At 68.0% G+C, this 15,688-nt stretch carries 17 protein-coding genes and 1 pseudogene; 4 read left to right on the forward strand and 14 right to left on the reverse strand.

The genetic code is table 11. The annotated features are described in order from the left end of the window. Positions 1–260 (forward strand): annotated as a pseudogene (locus tag Acor_RS42225) (hypothetical protein); the annotation flags it as partial. Here Acor_RS42225 and Acor_RS16895 read toward each other — a convergent pair. Further along, positions 252–1,100, reverse strand: coding sequence for a DUF6807 domain-containing protein (locus tag Acor_RS16895; protein ID WP_155337624.1), 849 nt, complete (start codon positions 1,098–1,100; stop codon positions 252–254). The pseudogene Acor_RS42225 and the gene Acor_RS16895 overlap by 9 nt on opposite strands. Beyond that, positions 1,093–2,208, reverse strand: a complete 1,116-nt coding sequence (locus Acor_RS16900) for a Gfo/Idh/MocA family protein (protein WP_155337625.1) — start codon at positions 2,206–2,208, stop codon at positions 1,093–1,095. Before Acor_RS16900 ends, Acor_RS16895 begins: the two co-directional genes overlap by 8 nt. 128 nt (positions 2,209–2,336) lie before the next feature. Here Acor_RS16900 and Acor_RS16905 point away from each other — a divergent pair, with 128 nt between their 5' ends. Next, positions 2,337–3,530 (forward strand): AraC family transcriptional regulator, encoded by a 1,194-nt coding sequence (locus Acor_RS16905; protein ID WP_218034332.1) that lies wholly within the window; start codon positions 2,337–2,339, stop codon positions 3,528–3,530. Between the two features lie 40 nt (positions 3,531–3,570). Here the strand turns inward: Acor_RS16905 and Acor_RS16910 are convergent, their stop codons facing one another. The 5 genes from Acor_RS16910 to Acor_RS16930 form a co-directional block, all read right to left on the reverse strand. Beyond that, on the reverse strand, positions 3,571–4,353 hold the full coding sequence (locus Acor_RS16910) for an alpha/beta fold hydrolase (RefSeq protein WP_155337626.1): 783 nt from the start codon (positions 4,351–4,353) through the stop codon (positions 3,571–3,573). A 10-nt stretch (positions 4,354–4,363) separates the two neighbouring features. Next, positions 4,364–4,810, reverse strand: a complete 447-nt coding sequence (locus tag Acor_RS16915; protein ID WP_155337627.1) for an SRPBCC family protein — start codon at positions 4,808–4,810, stop codon at positions 4,364–4,366. Beyond that, positions 4,807–5,136, reverse strand: coding sequence for an ArsR/SmtB family transcription factor (locus tag Acor_RS16920; protein ID WP_155337628.1), 330 nt, complete (start codon positions 5,134–5,136; stop codon positions 4,807–4,809). Before Acor_RS16920 ends, Acor_RS16915 begins: the two co-directional genes overlap by 4 nt. Before the next feature lie 150 nt (positions 5,137–5,286). After that, entirely contained in the window at positions 5,287–5,805 is a 519-nt protein-coding gene (locus tag Acor_RS16925) for an SAM-dependent methyltransferase (RefSeq protein WP_218034333.1), read from the reverse strand. Positions 5,806–5,832: 27 nt separating this feature from the next. Further along, positions 5,833–6,942, reverse strand: a complete 1,110-nt coding sequence (locus Acor_RS16930; RefSeq protein ID WP_155337629.1) for an NAD(P)/FAD-dependent oxidoreductase — start codon at positions 6,940–6,942, stop codon at positions 5,833–5,835. A 113-nt stretch (positions 6,943–7,055) separates the two neighbouring features. On the opposite strand from Acor_RS16930, the gene Acor_RS16935 reads away from it, so the two are divergent. Then, entirely contained in the window at positions 7,056–7,649 is a 594-nt protein-coding gene (locus Acor_RS16935) for a helix-turn-helix transcriptional regulator (RefSeq protein WP_155337630.1), read from the forward strand. 454 nt (positions 7,650–8,103) lie between these two features. Beyond that, positions 8,104–8,844, forward strand: a complete 741-nt coding sequence (locus tag Acor_RS16940) for an isocitrate lyase/PEP mutase family protein (protein ID WP_246238696.1) — start codon at positions 8,104–8,106, stop codon at positions 8,842–8,844. Between the two features lie 47 nt (positions 8,845–8,891). Here Acor_RS16940 and Acor_RS42230 read toward each other — a convergent pair whose 3' ends face one another. From Acor_RS42230 to Acor_RS16975, 7 genes are all read right to left on the reverse strand, one after another. After that, complete coding sequence (locus Acor_RS42230) at positions 8,892–9,053, reverse strand: hypothetical protein (RefSeq protein ID WP_170316964.1); 162 nt, start codon at positions 9,051–9,053, stop codon at positions 8,892–8,894. Positions 9,054–9,149: 96 nt separating this feature from the next. Then, the gene (locus Acor_RS16950; protein WP_155337632.1) at positions 9,150–10,736 is read right to left on the reverse strand and encodes a P-loop NTPase family protein; all 1,587 of its coding nucleotides are present in this window, start codon (positions 10,734–10,736) and stop codon (positions 9,150–9,152) included. A gap of 312 nt (positions 10,737–11,048) precedes the next feature. Next, entirely contained in the window at positions 11,049–11,765 is a 717-nt protein-coding gene (locus tag Acor_RS16955; protein ID WP_246238697.1) for a quinone oxidoreductase family protein, read from the reverse strand. Between the two features lie 696 nt (positions 11,766–12,461). Then, positions 12,462–12,824, reverse strand: a complete 363-nt coding sequence (locus Acor_RS16960) for a hypothetical protein (RefSeq protein ID WP_155337634.1) — start codon at positions 12,822–12,824, stop codon at positions 12,462–12,464. Continuing rightward, positions 12,821–13,684, reverse strand: a complete 864-nt coding sequence (locus Acor_RS16965) for a DODA-type extradiol aromatic ring-opening family dioxygenase (protein ID WP_155337635.1) — start codon at positions 13,682–13,684, stop codon at positions 12,821–12,823. Before Acor_RS16965 ends, Acor_RS16960 begins: the two co-directional genes overlap by 4 nt. A 9-nt stretch (positions 13,685–13,693) precedes the next feature. Then, positions 13,694–14,479, reverse strand: a complete 786-nt coding sequence (locus Acor_RS16970; protein ID WP_155337636.1) for a citryl-CoA lyase — start codon at positions 14,477–14,479, stop codon at positions 13,694–13,696. Further along, the gene (locus Acor_RS16975; RefSeq protein WP_155337745.1) at positions 14,476–15,624 is read right to left on the reverse strand and encodes a CaiB/BaiF CoA transferase family protein; all 1,149 of its coding nucleotides are present in this window, start codon (positions 15,622–15,624) and stop codon (positions 14,476–14,478) included. Before Acor_RS16975 ends, Acor_RS16970 begins: the two co-directional genes overlap by 4 nt. Positions 15,625–15,688: the final 64 nt, after the last annotated feature.

The following is a 15,688-nucleotide window of genomic DNA, read 5'->3' on the forward strand; positions in this document are numbered from 1 at the left end:
AAGGACCGCAACGGACCAAGGCGCTGGGCCTGGCCAGCGGCCTGCTGTACACCGCCATCCAGTTCGGCACCGCCCTCGGCCTGTCGGCGGTGACCGCCGTCAACGTGGCGGCCCTCGGCGAGGGCATCTCACCGCAGGCCGCCCTCCAGACCGCCCTGATCGTCCCGGTCGTCGCCGCGATCCTGGGCGCGATCGTCATCGCGTTCGGGCTCCGCACCGGTTCCAGCCGAAGTCCGGATGGAGCGCTGTCGTTACGCTGATCCTCGCTTGCTGAACGACGTCCAGTTCTCCTCGATGACCGGGGTCGCGACGGGCTCGCCGTAGACCGCGACGCGGTGCCGGAAGCTCCGCGCCTCGCCCGCGCCGATCCGCCAGGCCCCGGCCACGCACACGCTCGGCCCGATCCCGAGCTCGTTGTCCACCCGCCAGGGCACCGGATGCTCCGCGTTCGAAGGATGATCCATGACCACCACGAGCACGTCGCCTTCGTGACCGGGCACGGGCATCCGGGCGGCGGCCCAGGTCGCCCGCTGCCCCTCGGCCTCCGGGCCGCTCTGCCCGGCACTGTTGAAGGCCGTCCCGCCTGCCTCGGCCCGGTACGGCATCCGCAGGAACAGCCCCCCGTAGGCGTACTGCCCGAAAGTGACCGGCTCGTCGGCGTGGAAGGTCAACGTCAGATCCAGGTCATACCAGTCGCCGTGATCGGCGAACTCCCACTCCTGGGTCTCCCGCAGCAACAGCTCCCCCGACGGGTACCGATACTCGGTCGACACCCCCCACGTCGCCAGGTTCCCCTCCACCCGCGGCGCGCCGAGCAGCCGCGGGTGGAAGGTCCCGTCCTGGTCCGCACGCTCGGGCCGCAGTCCCTCCATCCAGAACCCGATCCCGTTCACGTCGTTGAGCCCGACGTACAGACCGTGCTGCCACGGGTGGTGCGCGGGGGCGTCCTCGGTGACGGCCGCCGTGCCGCCGGGCACGACGATCGGATGGATGTACGGGCGACGGTCGGCCGCCGCGTTCTGGACGAGCACGGGCGTCGACGACCCCGTACGGAAAACGCTGACCCGGTCCGCCCCGGTTTCGATGATGACGTCAGGCACTGTGCTCTCCGTTCGTGAAAACCGGCAGTTCGACCTCGGCGCCGGTGAGGGCCGACTCGTGGGCGCAGATGCCGGCGCTGGTCCAGTTCGCCGACGCGTGCACGCCGGGGAAGGGCTCGCGCCCTTCGAGGATGCTCATCAAGAACTCGTGCGCCAGGTGCGGGTGCGAGCCACCGTGCCCGCTGCCCTGGGTGAACGAGAGGTGCTGGTTCTGGGTCGCGTCGTAGACGCCGCGGGTGGTGAACTCGCGGATCTCCGCGGGCAGCCGGTCGGCGTAGTCGGGGATCTCGACCCGCTCGCCGTCCTCGCCGGTGAACACGACCGGGTGCTCGCGCTCCAGCTGCTGCCATTCGTAGCTCTTGCGCTCGCCGAACACGTCGAAGCTCTCCACGTACTCGCGGGCGACGTCGTACAAGGATCGGGTGACCTCCATCGCCAGGTCGGAGTCCCGGAGCTGGAACAGCGCGCTCTCCACGGCGAAGGCCAGCCCGCCTACCGGGTCGCGGCCGTTGACCCGGCCCGAGCCGAGGCAGCGCACCGAGTGCGCCTCCCGCCCGGCGAGCGCGAGCAGCGGCGCCACCGCGTGCGTGGCGTAGTGCATCGGGGCCATCTTCTCCCAGTAGTCCGGCCAGCCCGCCATCTCCTGCATGTGCGCGCCGCGCAGGAACTGGATGCGCCCGAGCTCCCCGCTGTCCACCAGCTGCTTGGTGTAGAGGAACTCCCGCGTGTAAACAGCGGTTTCCATCATCATGTACGACTTCCCGGACGCCTCCTGGGCCTTGACGACCCGGGCGCAATCTTCCAGGGAGACCGCCATCGGCACCGTACAGGCCACATGTTTGCCCGCGTCGAGCGCGGCCACCGACTGGTCGGCGTGCGCCTCGATCGGGGTGTTGATGTGCACCGCGTCGATGTCGGGGTCCGCCAGCATCCGCGCGTAGTCGGTGTAGCGGGCCGCGATCCCGAAGTGGTCCGCGATCTGGTTGAGCGGTTCCTCGGACCGCTGGCACACCGCGACCAGTTCGGCGTTCGGGTGCGCCTGGTAGATCGGAATGAACTCCGCGCCGAACCCGAGGCCGACGATGGCGATACGTACCTTTTGCGTCATTCGTGGACCTTTCTTCGCTATTGGTCCAAGGTACGGAGAGAGCATCGGCGCGACCATGAACTATTTCGCTGCGGTCCTTAGATTTAGTACACTCCCGAGCCAGTCATCCGGGAGCGGGGGACAAGACGGTGGATACAGCATCTGACCTGGTCGAAGCCCAGCGGCGCGGCACGGACACTCGGCATGTGGCGCTGCTCGTCGAGACCTCCAACGCCTACGCCAGGGGCCTCCTGGTCGGCATCAAAAAATACCTGGTCACGCACCCCGGCTGGTCCATCTACCTGGGCGAACACAGCCGGCACGAGACCGACCTGTCCTGGCTGGACGGCTGGCGCGGCGACGGCGTGCTGGCCCGCATCGAGAACGAGGAGACCGCCCGGCACGTCCGGCGGCTGGGCCTGCCCGCCGTCGACCTCAGCGCGGCCTACCTGGCGCCCGAGCTGCCCTGCGTCGAGACCGACGACGACGTCATCGCCCGGCTGGCGGTCCAGCACTTCGTGGTCCGCGGCCTGCGGACGCTCGCGTACTGCGGCGACGCCCGGTTCGGCTGGTCGGTGAAGCGGGGCGCCCGGTTCGCCGCCCACGCCGCCCAGCATGGGCTCACCGCCCTCGAATTCCGGATGGAGCACTCCCGCACCCTCGCCGGCGAACGGCTGGCGATGGCCGACTGGCTGCTCGGCCTGCCCTCCCCGGTCGGCGTCCTGGCCTGCTACGACATCGCGGGACAGGAACTGCTGGAAGCCTGCAAGATCGCGAACCTGGCGGTCCCGGACAGCGTGGCCGTGCTCGGGGTCGACAACGACGAGCTGATCTGTAACCTCACCTCGCCGCCGCTCTCCAGCATCCAGCCGGACAGCACCCGCACCGGCTTCCTGGCGGCGTCCCTGCTCGACGAGATGATGTCGGGCCAGGCCCCCGACCCGCAGCTCTACCTGATCGAACCGCTGCGGATCGTGACCCGCCAGTCCTCCGACATCCTGGCCGTCGGCGACCCCCTCGTGGCGCAGGCGCTCCAGCTGATCCGGGACCGGGCCGACGAGGGCGTCCCGGTCGCGGCCGTGCAGCGCCACGTCGGGCTGTCCCGCCGGTCGCTGGACTACCGCTTCATCCAGGTCCTCGGCCGGACCGTGCACGAGGAGATCAACCGGGTCCGGATGGAACGACTGGCCGACCTGTTGATCCAGACCGACTGGCCACTGCCCCAGATCGCCGAACGCCTCCACTTCAGCCACGCGGAGTACATGGGCGTGGCCTTCAAGAAGTTCACCGGCAAGTCCCCCGGCGAATACCGGCGGGCCAACCGCTCAAACCGGCCGAATTAGCCGCCGGTCCGTCCGGGCGCGGTCAGCTCAGGTGTAGAGGTCAGGCGCCGAAGAACTCGGTCAGCGCGGGTGCCAGTTTGTCGGGGGCCACGTCGTGTGTCTGGTCGGGGATGGTCTGGTGTTCCGCGGTCGGTAGGGCGTTCGCGGTTGCCTTGGCCGCCTGCTGGAGGGACTGAGGGCTGGCTCCGCCGGCGAGGACTATGGCCGGGATGGTGATCTTCGCGGTCAGGTCGCGTGGTACTCGGCCGCCGGTGAGGATTTCGTCGTCGTAGGCGAGGGTGAGGGCGATCGCTTCCAGGGTGGCCCAGCCGGGCTGGGCGCGGAAGTTGTCGACAGCCTGGGCGGGCATGCCGACGCGCATCATGAACAGGGCTACGGCGTCGCCCTTACGGTCGGCGTCGAGGAGTTCGTGGAGTTGTTTGGTGTATTCCGTGATCTGGTCGGTATCGCCGGTCGCGGCCATGAACGGGGGCTCGTAGAGGGCCAGTTTGGTGATTCCGGATCCGGCTGCGGCGGCCGTGAGGGCGAGGGCCGCGCCGGAGGAGATGCCGTACACGTACGCGTCGCCGCCGGCTTGTGCGATGAGGGCTTGCAGGTCCTCGATTTCGCGGGCGACCGCGTAGGGCGGGGTGTCCGAGCTTTCGCCCCGGCCGCGTCGGTCGTAGGTGTAGACCGTGAACGTGTTCTCCAGGAGTGCGGCGAGGGGGCGCATCGGGCCTGCGGCTCGGTAGCACATGGCGCCGTCCACGAGAACGAGCGCGGGCCCGCTGCCGGCGCGGTCGTAGGCGATGACCGTGCCGTCGGGTGAGGTGATCACTGGCATTTCGTGTTCCTTACTCTTGCCGGGCGGCCAGGTAGAGATCGAGACGATCGAGGCTGGTGGCGAAACCAGCTCTGGCCTGGGCGCTGAGGTACGCGCTCGGCACATTGCTCTGATGAGTGACCACCTCGGTCCGCCCGTCCTCCAGATCGACGAAAGTGATCGTGGTACGCATGCCGCCTTCGACATCGGACTCGATCCAGATCAGGCGGTCGGGACGACGTACCTCCACATAGACGGCCCGCATGATGTACGCGCTGCCGTCGGCGTCGTTGACCATGGTCGTTTCGAAGACACCGCCGGGCCGGAGGTCGATGACGATGCCGCCGATCGGTGTCGTCGTCCCGGTGGGGCCCCAGAAATGGGTGAGGTGCTCCGGGGTGGTCATGCAGTCGAAGAGCAGCTCAGGCGATCCCTGGTGCACCCGCCGGTAGGTCAGTTCGCCGGTCTCTGTCATCATTCCGCTTTCCGCAGGGCGGCCAGGTGCTCGTCCAGGCGATCATGGCGATCGGCCCAGATCTGCCGATGCCGCACTATCCAGCCGACCGCCGCGTCGAGCCGCACCGTGTCCAGAGCACAGGGCCGCGACTGCGCGGTTCGGCTACGTGAGATCAGCCGCGCGTGTTCGAGCACTTTGAGGTGCTTCGACACCGCCTGCTGGCTCATCTCGAAGGGTTCCGCGAGCTGGTTCACCGTCGCGTCACCATGAGCCAGCCGCTCCAGGATCGCCCGCCTGGTCGGATCGGCCAACGCCGAAAACACCAGACTTAACTCATCAACTGCCACCACGTCACCATATCCACAACCAGCTGGTTTCACAACCATCTAGTTTCACAATGGACGTTTGCGGGCTCGCAGGATGGCGTCGCGGATGATGACCTCACGGCCTTCTGGGTCGTTGGCGGGGCGTGGCCGGGCTTCGGTGACGAGGATGTCTCACTGGTTGGGGTCGAGGGAGGTCGCGACTTCTTCGGCGGTGAAGAACATCTCGGGGATTTGGGGGCGGGGCATCGGGGTCTGCATATCGCTGGGGTGGTGGCCGACGATGAGCAAGGTTCCGCCGGGGGCGACCAGCGCGGCCATCCGGGCGAACAGGGCTTCGCGTGGGGCGGTTGGCAGGTGCATGAAGTGCGCAGAGACCAAGTCGAACTGGTGTCTATCGGCCCAGGTGGTCACGTCGGCGTGCAGCCAGCGCAGGCGCTCGGCCACGTCGGCGCCGAAGGTTTCGGCGTGTGCGGCAGCGCGTCCCAGGGCGGTGGTGGAGAAGTCCACCGCGGTGACCCGCCAGCCGCGCGAGGCGAGCCAGAGAGCGTCGGCCCCTTCGCCGCAGCCCACGTCGAGCGCCGTGCCGACGGGCAGGTCGGAGGCCTCGGCCACGAGTTGGGGGTTGGGCCGCCCGCTCCAGACGGCGGTGTGAGAACGATACCGCTCCTCCCAGGACTGCTCATCGAACATGATCTGTACTCCTTGGCATAGCTGGTTTCAGACGCCGTGACGGCTGGCGCCGAGGACCTGCTCGCAGATCTCCCGCTCGGTTTCGGCGGAGAAGGTCTCGTGCCGACGGCGGTGGGCGGCCACGGCGTGGCGAGTGCCCTCGGCGATCAGGTCGGCGTTGATGGCCGCGGCGGTGTTCAGCCCCGCGGCAGCGGAACCGATCACCTGGGCGTAAAGGTTCGCGACGTTGCCGGCGACCCACACCCCGGGGACAGCGGTCAGCCCGGTGGGGTCAGCGGGCACGTAGCTGCCGATGACCTGGCCGTCGACCAGCTGCTCGATCGGCTCCAGCCCGAGCGTGGCGAGTACGTCGGCGCGGGCGGTGAATCGCGGCGCGACCACGACGGCCTGGCGTGGAATGAACTCGCCCGAGCGGAGCCGTACCCCCGTGAGCTGGTCGTCGGTCGTTTCCAGGGCGGCGACCTCGCCCGTCACGACGGCGATCCCCCGCGCCGCGAGCTGCTCCCGCTGCTCGCCGGTGAGCTCTGGCCCGGTGTGCAGGAACAGCGTCACGTCCGCGCTCAACTGGCGGAACATCATCGCCTGGTGCACCGCCATCGGCCCCGTGGCCAGGACGCCGATCGCCTGGTCACGAACCTCCCACCCATGGCAGTACGGGCAGTGCAGAACATCCCGCCCCCACCGCTCCGCCAACCCGGGCACGTCGGGCAACTCATCCACCAACCCGGTCGCCACCAACAGCCGCCGCGCCGCCACCACCCGCCCATCGGCGAGCTCCACGCGGAATCCGCCACCGTCCTCCTGGTCGTCCAAGGAACCGGCCGAGACAACGCTCTCCACGTGGAATCTTCCGTGGCCCTCCAGGTCCTCCACGTCCTCCAGGGGACGAGCCGAGACGACGCTGCCGGTTACGATCTCGCCGCCGTAGCCGGTCACCTCGGTGCGGCCGATGGCCAGGAGATCGCCGGGGGGTGTGCCCTCGCGAGCCAGGTAGTTGTGCACTTGGCCCGCTGGGGCGTTGCGCGGGGCACCGGCGTCGACCACCAGCACTGAGCGGCGCGCCCGGGCCAGCGTCAGGGCCGCGCTGAGCCCGGCTGCGCCGCCGCCAACGATGACAACGTCGTATTTCTCCTCCATGGTGGACGCTCCTTCGTTCGTGAGTACGGCCACGGCGACCGTCTCCGCGCTGGACTATCCATCCCCATTGGCAGATTTGACAAATACCGTTGCCAAGACGGCAAACTGGCCGGGTGAATGAAGACGCGCCTGCTCTTGACGATGTCCTCGACGCCGTCGGCCCGCGGCTGCGGGCTCTGCGCCAGCAGAGCGGCGCCACGCTGGCCCAGCTCTCCGAGACCACCGGAATCTCGGTCAGCACACTGTCCCGCCTGGAATCCGGCCAGCGCCGCCCCACCCTGGAACTCCTGCTCCCCCTGGCCCGAGCCCACCAACTACCCCTGGACGAACTCGTCGGCGCCCCGACGACCGGCGACCCGCGCATTCACGGCCGCCCGTTCAGCCGCCATGGCAGAACATTCATCCCCTTGACCCGCCGCCCCGGCGGCCTCCAGGCCTACAAACTGATCATCCCGGCCCATGACCCGAGCCACGAGCCGAAGCAACGGGTCCACGAAGGCTACGAATGGCTCTACATCCTCTCCGGACGCCTACGCCTTCTACTCGGCGACCACGACCTGATCCTCACGGCAGGCGAGGCGGCGGAGTTCGACACGCACCTCCCCCACTGGTTCGGCAGCCCAGGCCCCGAACCAGTAGAACTCCTCAGCCTCTTCGGCCCACAAGGCGAACGCCTCCACATCCGCGCCCGCCCCTCCAACAGCTGATCCCCTCATCCGCGCCTGGTGTTCGCGTGGATTCGGAAGCCCCAACAAACGAGAGCCCCAGCCCGGGTGCGCGCCTCGGCCTGGGGGTGATCGCAAATTCGGATGCGCCGACAGGCGGGAGCCCAAGCTGGACGCGAACCTCAGCCCGAGGGTGTTCGCGTCGGTACGAATGCCCCAACACGCGAGAGCCCAAGCTGGACGCGGACCTAGGCCCGAAGGTGTCGCGTTGATACAGACACGCCAACACGCGAGAGCCCAAGCTGGACGCAGACCTCAGCCCGAAGGTGTTCGCATAGATTCGGATGCGTCAATGTGGCTCGGTGTCGAACTCCGCTGAGGTGCGCTCAGGCAGGGAAGATCCCGCTGTGCTGTGAATCACATGGTGACTCCGTCACGAAACAAGGTTCAGCGTGGTCGTGAGTGCGACGCTCCAGCCAGAAGTGAGGAAATGCTCATGCCGAACGCCCAGACCGCCCTGCTTCGCGACCTCCACAAGCCGGGCGCTCCGCTGCTCCTGCCGAATGTGTGGGACGTGGGGAGCGCCACCATCGTGGCCGATGCGGGCTATCCGGCTCTGGCCACCGCCAGCGCGTCGATCTCCGCCATGCTGGGATACGACGACCACGAGGGCGCGCCCATCGGCGAAATGCTCGACATCGCGGCCAAAATCATCCGCGCCGTAAATGTTCCGGTGACCGTGGACGCCGAAGCCGGTTACGGCCTGCACCCCGAGGAACTCGTCCAACGCCTCACCGCCATCGGCGCGGCCGGCTTCAACTACGAGGAAACCGACCACAAGGCCGGCGGACCCCGTGACGTCGACACGCAGGCTTCGCTTATCGCCGCACTCCGGGCAGCCAACTCCGACCTGGTGATCAACGCCCGGATCGACCTGTACCTGACCGGTTCCCCCTCCGTCGAGGAGGTCGCCGAACGCGGCCGTCGCTACCTGGAGGCCGGCGCCGACTGCATTTTCCCCATCCTGGCCCCCTCGGAAGAGGTCATCGCCGAACTGGCCAAGGCCATCCCCGGCCCCATCAATGTCACCTGCCTGCCCGGAATGACCGTGGGCAGATTGGCCACACTCGGCGTCGCCCGCGTCTCTTTCGGCCCAATGACATACCTGACCGCACTGGAAGCCCTCAAATCCATGGCCCGCCGCATCCAGGCGGACGAGGACCCATACAACGCCTAACGGCTGAAACACCTAACGAAATGAGCGAATCCCCGGACTACTCGTCTTTATCCGGCGCCGTTCAGCCCGAGCGTGCGCCGGCTGCGTGGAAAGCTCCTCGCGGCCGGGTCGATGGCGTCCGACTGGCCGATCAACATGGCGCGGCCGACGAACTCCGGCATGGCGCGGCCAGCGGACTCCAGCGTGGCGCGGCCAACAGACTCCGGCATGGACGAGCGACGGGCTCCGGCATGGACGGGCGATTTCTGCTCTGATTCCCGGCACAAGCTGGTCGCCCTCTCCGGGGCGTCAGCGGACTGCGGTGCCTACAGGTCGTTGATGATCAGTTCGTAGCTTTGCCTGATGACCTGTGCGGCTCGGCGGGTCGCGCCCCGACAGGATGGATCGATGTCGACGCCCGCCCAGTAGATCAGCCGTTCGTGGGCCTTCGCCGCCTGGGTGGTGGGGTCGGCGGCGGGGTCCAGGTCGAGGCGGTCGGTGAGCCGCAGGCCGTGTTGGCCGGTGAGGCGCAGTAGTTCGGCGACCTGGGGGCCGTTGAAGGTGAGCAGGCCGTCGTAGTGGTTACGTAGTACCGCGAACTCGGCGAGGGCGTGTTCCTGGAATTCGAGTTGGGTGATCGCTGCGATGGCCTGATCGAGTGCCATGCGTTCGCGGGGGCCGGTCGGGCCAGCCAGTGCGGGGAGGCGGCGGACGTCCTGGATGGCTCGACTGAGCTTGATCAGGTCGGCGCGGTTGCCGAAGTGGTCTGTTAGGAGGGTACGGAACGCGGTCAGGCCGCTTCGGTTGAGCAGTTCGGTGCGTAACTCGGGGATGCTGTCGATGCCGTTTCGGATCAAGGCGCAGGCCAGGGCTATGCCGTATCCGCCGAAGAGGGCGAACAGGGCCTGCCCTCGTTCCGGTGGAACGCCCAGGTCGGGATGCATCGGGCCGTGTCGTAGTTTGGCGGTCAGGGTGTCCGGCTCGATTTGGGACAGGGTGGTCAGGTCGGCGAAATCGTTCTCGCCGAAGGTGTCGGCCGCCACGCCGACCTGGGTGGCCAGCGGGCGCAGATCGTAGAGGTATCGGCGGGCTCCGGCCGCGTGCATCAGCCGGGCGGCGACACGTTCGCCCTCCGCCATCGGGTCAGCATGCTCCGGCCAGAACAAGTCGATCTTGGTCAATGCGCCGATGGTGGTGATCGGGGTGGCCGTGCTGAACCCGGCCGCGGTGAAATCCTCCAGCAGCTCCTCCTCGGCCGCCGCCAAGCCCGGAGCGAGGACCAACACGATCGCGTCGGCGCGGCCGGCGTGTTCGAGCGAGGCCGCGCGCACACCGGCGGATGTCCGGCCCGGAAACCGCGCGATTGTCTCGGCGCCGAACGGGGTGTCCAGTCCAGGCGTGTCCACCAGGTCAAAGGCCCGCAGGTACGGATTGGGGTCGGCCACCTCCAGATAGTCGATCCCTCGCAGAAAGCCCGCCAAGCCCTCGGCGCCATCGGCCCGGACCACCAGCCGCTCCAGTTCGGCCAGGTCACGGGCCTCCGGCGGACGGCCATCAGTGAAGTGCGCGGTAAGCGCGGGCAACCCATGCCGGAGCCAGGTGACCTTGACCGCGAGTTCCTGCACCCTGGTCGCCGCGGAACGTTCCCCGAGCAGCGCATCGGCAACCGCAGACTGACCCGAACCAACCCGACCATCGGCAAGCGTGAACTCCCCCGAACCAACCCGACCGAGCAGAGCATTGGCAAGCGTGGATTTGCCCGAGCCGACCCGACCGACCAGGGCCACGCGAAGCGCCGAGGCGAGGCGGTCGTGCGCGGCGGCGACGGCTTCGGCCGCGGGGGCGAGCGTGGGCACCCGGGCCAGAACCGTCCTGGCGGTGTTGAAGGCGGCATCCGCCCGGTCACGAAGCATGATCAGCGATCAGGCGTAGCTGGGTGCGGGACGGCTCGGAGCAACGCGATCGCCGAGATCGGGGGGCCCATCGACCCGGCGAAGGTCCGTGGTCAACACACCAGCAAGAACTCGTCCCGAAGTCGACAGCGAGAATCGGCTCACCGGCCAACTGAACTCCTGAGAACGACCTAATGACTGATCACGAGTAACGACGCCCATTCCGCCCCAAAGGTTGTCCTCTGTAACGGCTTGATTGGCGCGTTCCAGGGTGGGAGCAGTGAACTCCCGAGTCGCATCGAATAGGCGGGTTCTACGCGGAAGTGCGGATGGTCACCCTGTCGTGTTGGGCTTTGTCCCAATGCGGATGACAGGTCGGCTGGCGGGGGTTCCGGCGCCGGTTGACCAGGTTGAGGTGATGTCGGTGAGAGGGGTGACGGTGTGGGCGACGTGGAGGGCGCCGTTGGCGGCGTGGCTGAAGATTTCGGTGAGGGCCTGCCGGCGTTGGGCGGGGGTGAGGGCGTTGTTGGTGTAGCCGAGGAGGGAGGCGGAGGTGGAGCGGAGGGAGGCGGAGGTGAAGGTGGCCGATTCGGAGGCGGCGCCGCCCAAGTTGACGATGCGGGCGTGGGGGGCCAGGACGTGGGTGGCGGCGGTGGCGGGGATACCGAAGACGGGATCGATGACGACGTCGACGCCTCCGTCCAGTGCTTGGCGGAGGCGTTCGGCCAGGTCGGCGGGGGTGTCGGAGTCGTGGAGCGGGACGACCACGTCGGCGCCGTCGTCAGTGGCGCGTTTCTGGGCTTCGGGTGAGCGGCAGACGGCGACGACGCGGCGGGCACCCAGGAGGCGGGCCGCTTGGACGGCGACCTGGCCGACCGCGCCGCCCGCGCCGAGGACCAGCACCTGCTCCCCAGGCTGAAGGCCGGCCCGCCAGGTCAGAGACATCCAGGCCGCGACCGCCGACAGCCCGAGCGCGGCGGCCGTCTCGTCGGAAAGCCCGTCCGGGATGGGCACCAGGTCACCGGTGGGAACGACGCACAATTCGGCCATGCTCCCGTCCCCGGGGCGCATCCCAGCCTGGGTGGGGAACCACACTCTGCTGCCATCCGCCAGCCAGCCAACGCCCTGAACCCCCGGCACATACGGCAAGGCGGGCGCACCGAAATACGACGTCCCGCTCGCGCACAACACATCCAAGGGCGTGATCGGCGCGACCGCCACCTGAACCAGAGTCTCCCCTTCGCCAGGAACCAGCTCAGGCGACTCAGTCGCAACCGGCGGAATCCCGCAGGCTTGCACAACAGCAGCTCTCATGAACATCCTCCTGCGAACCCCTGCAACCCCGGCAGGGCTTCGTTCGACTGCGGCGGCGCACGCCACCATTACCCGTACGGCAACATCACGCCACCGCCATGCCTACGCGATCGTCGTCGGCAACCCCAGATCCAGATCGCGACGCACCGCCACGACTCCGTACGCCACCCTTCACGCAGAGCAGCGGCCACGCCACCGCGACTGCGAATGCCGCCGACAGCCCTCGCCGCTTTAACAACTCCTAACGGAATAGGCGAGTTGCCGGGTCGGTCGCCTTTAACGCAGGTGATGCTTCCACCGGCGCTGGCGCCAAGAAGGCGCGGCCCATTCTGTTAGTGGTTCTAAGGGCTTACAGAGAATTAACTCGTAGGTTCATAGGTCTCCGACCTCAATAAACCCTTTGTGGGCGCGCAAGTTAATTCTCTGTAAGCTCTAAGTCGAAATATCGGGATAAGGGAGTGAGAAGCGGGCGAGGCGTGCGCCGTACTCCTTCTGGAAAGCGAGCGGTTCCGCATAGTCGCGCTCGAACAGCGCGATGAACAGGGTGAGCGTCAGGAACGGATGCGCGCCGAGTTCGAACAGCCGGATGTAGTCATGCGAGCTCAGCGCCTCGCGCTCGCCCGGCTCGAACGCCAGCCACGTGCTGGATTCACCGCTGTGACAGTTCAGAATGGAGTTCGCCATCGACGACTCCCACCAGGCCACCGTCCCGACCGGATCCTCCCGATACCGCTCGACCAGTTCCGGATCCCGGTCCACCGTGAAGAGGAACTTGTTCAGCAGATACTTGCTCATGCCGGCGCCCCTTCCGGATACCAGGTGAAATACGCCTCCATGGTGTGGAACAAATCAAGCGTGTCCACGTGATCGGCTTTGGCGCCTTCCCCGGCCACGCCCATCATCAGCATGAAGTCCATGAACCCGTGCGTCGCGTTCCCCGGATTCCACAGGCTTTCGAGGCTGACCTCGGCCAGCGCCCGCTCGATGTCCCCGCCCGCGATCCATTCGACCGCCTTGCGATCGAACTCCGGATCAGGCCCGTGCGGCCCGAACTGCCGGGGACCGCCGAGCTCCAGCGACAGGTGCCCAGTCCCGATCACCGCGACCCGCAGCTCACTGGGCCACGACTCCACCAGCCGCCGCAGCGCCTTCCCCAGCTCGACGAACCGCCACGGCTGCGGCATGGGCGGCGCGAAAATGTTCGTGTACACCGGCACGATCGGCAGGTCCGCCTCCGGCCGGAGCGTGATGATCGGGCAGGTGATGCTGTGATCGATCCGCAGCTCGTTGCTGAAGGCCAGATCGAAGCCCTCGTCCAGGCCGCCGCGCAGGATGTGCGTGGACAGTTCCTCGGAACCGCGCAGCGTCATCTTGGGCAGCCCGAACTCGCGTTCCTCGTTGTAGAAGTTGGCGTCGTAGAAGGGCGCCTTCCCCACCAGGAACTGCGGCATGTTGTCCAGCCAGAGCTGGTGGAAGTGGTCGGATCCCACCATGACCAGCACGTCGGGCCTGGCCCGGGTGAGCGTCTCCCGGAAGGCGAGGATCTTCGCCACCCAGGCGTCCGCGAACGGCGGCCGCTCCTCCGGCGGAGCCGTACTGGCGCGGTAGTAGAACGGGTGGTGGGTGGACGCGATGACCGCGGCCAGCGTGGCCATGGTGCCTCCTTACTCCTGGTCAGGCAGGTAGATGGTGTTGCGATCCACAGTGCGGTAGATGTCCATGGCGATCGGGTCGCGCCGTTCCTCGGCCAGGTGGCCGAGGAGTCCGGCGGCCCTGGCCAGCAGGGCGAACCCGCGGAGCAGGTCGACGGGCAGCCCGAGGTCGGCGAGCGCGGCCCCGCACACGCCGGCGCCGTTGAGCGGCAACTGCCGCCCGAGCACCTGCGGATGAACCCGCCCGATCGCCTCGAACAGCCGCAGATGCGGCCCCCGCAGCCCTTCTTCTTCGGCGATGGCCAGCAGCGCCGGAGTCCGCGGATCCTCTTCTTTATGTACGGGATGCCCCAAGCCAGGCACGAACCGACCGGCGGCTCGAGCGCCCTTGACGGCCCGGAGCGCGACCTTGTCCCAGGCGGCTTCGTCCAGCCCGTCCCAGTTGCCGCCGTCGAGCACCTCGGCCAGGAACCGCCCGGCGTCCTCGGTCACCCCGAGAAACCGGGAACCCCCACCCAGGAGGCCCGCGGCCAGCGCGCCCTGCACCGACTCGGGCGCGCTCAGGTAGGTGAGCCGCGCCGCGATCGCGGTGGGCGTGAACCCGTGGTCGGCCAGCGCGACCAGCACCGCCTCGAAGACCCTGGTCTGCCCCGGCGTCGGTCGCGCACCGGCGACCAGCCAGAACGCCAGCTCACCGAAGCCGACTTTCCCCATCAGGTCGGTCGCGACGTCCTGCCCGAGCAGGCGGATGCGCGTCGCGTCCGAAGCCCCGATGGCCGTCCGAAACTGTTCGGTCATGATTCCCCCGTGGTAGGAGCCGCCAGCCAGGCCCGGATCTCCGCGCCGTGCTCATCCTGGCCTGGCGGCGGCAGCCGATAGCTCGCCGGGGTCCGCGAGAATCCGATCGGGTTGCGCACCGACGGCACCCCGCCGGGCTCGACGACCGGATCGAGCCCCAGCTTCTCGGCCAGCGCCACCCCTTCGTCCACGGTGTTGATCGGCCCGCACGACACACCCACCGCGCTCAACGCCTCGAACCACTCCGCCCGGGTACGCGTCGCGAGCCGCTCCACCAGCAACGGCCGCAGCTCTTCCCGGTTGGCCGTGCGATCAGGGGTGCGCGCGAACCGCGGATCATCCGCCAGCTCCGGCACTCCCAGCGCCCCGCACAGCCGCCGGAACTGCCCGTCGTTCCCTGCCCCGATCACCAACTCGCCATCCTTGGCCGGCAGCGGCTCGTACGGAAACAGGCTCGGATGAGCATTCCCCATCCGATAGGGCACGACTCCCCCGGCCACCACCGCACTGGCATGGTTGACCAGCCCCGACAGCGCCGACGACAGCAGATTGACCTCCACATGCTGCCCCAGCCCGGACGACGCCCGCTCATAGAGCCCGGCCAACACCCCCGACACGGCATGCATCCCGGTCATCACATCGAAAACCGAAATCCCAGCCCGGTACGGCGGCCCCGACGGATCCCCAGTAAGACTCATCAACCCCGACACAGCCTGCACAATCAGGTCATACCCCGGCAGATGCGCACCACCAGTGGTCCCAAACCCGGTGATCGACGCATACACCACCCCCGGATTACCGGCACTCACCGCCGCATAATCCAGCCCATAAGCCGCAAGCCCACCCGGCTTGAAGTTCTCCACCAGCACATCGGCCCGCCCGGCCAGCTCCCGCGCGAGCCCCAGATCCCCCGCGTCCTTCAAATCCAGCACCACCGAGCGCTTGTTCCGATTGACGCCCAGGTAGTACGTGGACACATCCCCCCGAACCGGGGGCATCCAGGACCGGGTGTCGTCCCCGCCGGGGCTCTCCACCTTCACCACTTCGGCCCCGAGATCCGCGAGCAACATCGTGGCGTACGGCCCCGCGAGCACCCGGGAGAAGTCCGCGACGAGAACGCCCGCGAGCGGGCCAGTGCCGGGCATGGAGAACAATCAATCCCTTCGTCCGCTGGACGGACAGATGTCCGCCGTTCCAGAGTCTCTGCCT

Source organism: Acrocarpospora corrugata, assembly GCF_009687845.1.
Taxonomy (GTDB): domain Bacteria; phylum Actinomycetota; class Actinomycetes; order Streptosporangiales; family Streptosporangiaceae; genus Acrocarpospora; species Acrocarpospora corrugata.